1 protein-coding gene is annotated in these 483 nt (G+C 52.4%); it reads left to right on the top strand.

Annotated features, from left to right (window positions below; all coding sequences use genetic code 11):
- Positions 1 to 483: Mu transposase domain-containing protein (locus ACXAG2_RS20875; protein ID WP_474870254.1), on the top strand; the 483-nt coding region annotated here is incomplete at both ends.

The raw sequence follows: 483 nt of genomic DNA, 5'->3' as shown, positions 1-483 counted from the left end.
CGGCTCACTATGATACGGCGGTTGTGCCCGCCAGACCGTATAAACCTAAAGATAAAGCCAAGGCCGAAGTGGGTGTGCAAATCATCGAACGGTGGATATTAGCCCGGCTTCGCCATCACACCTTCTTCTCACTACATGAGCTGAACCAGTGTATCCGCACCTTGCTGACAGAGGTAAACAACAGACCCTTTAAACAAATGGCGGGCACGCGTCAGCAGTGGTTCGACGAACTCGATAAACCTGCTTTAAAGCCATTACCCCGTCATGCTTATGAATACACGGACATCCGCAATGCTAAGGTGAACATCGATTACCATGTGCAGTACGAGAACCACCTCTACTCGGTGCCACATCAACTGGTGGGTGAAAAAGTGGAACTCCACGCAAAGCCACGCCTGGTCGAAATCTACTTCCGGGGCAAACGTGTGGCCAGCCATCCCCGCAATGACCGCTATGGCTTTACCACCACGCCGCAACACATGC

The sequence above is a fragment of the Alteromonas sp. ABH4_456 genome (assembly GCF_056160645.1).
This window is presented reverse-complemented; position numbering and strand designations above follow the sequence as displayed.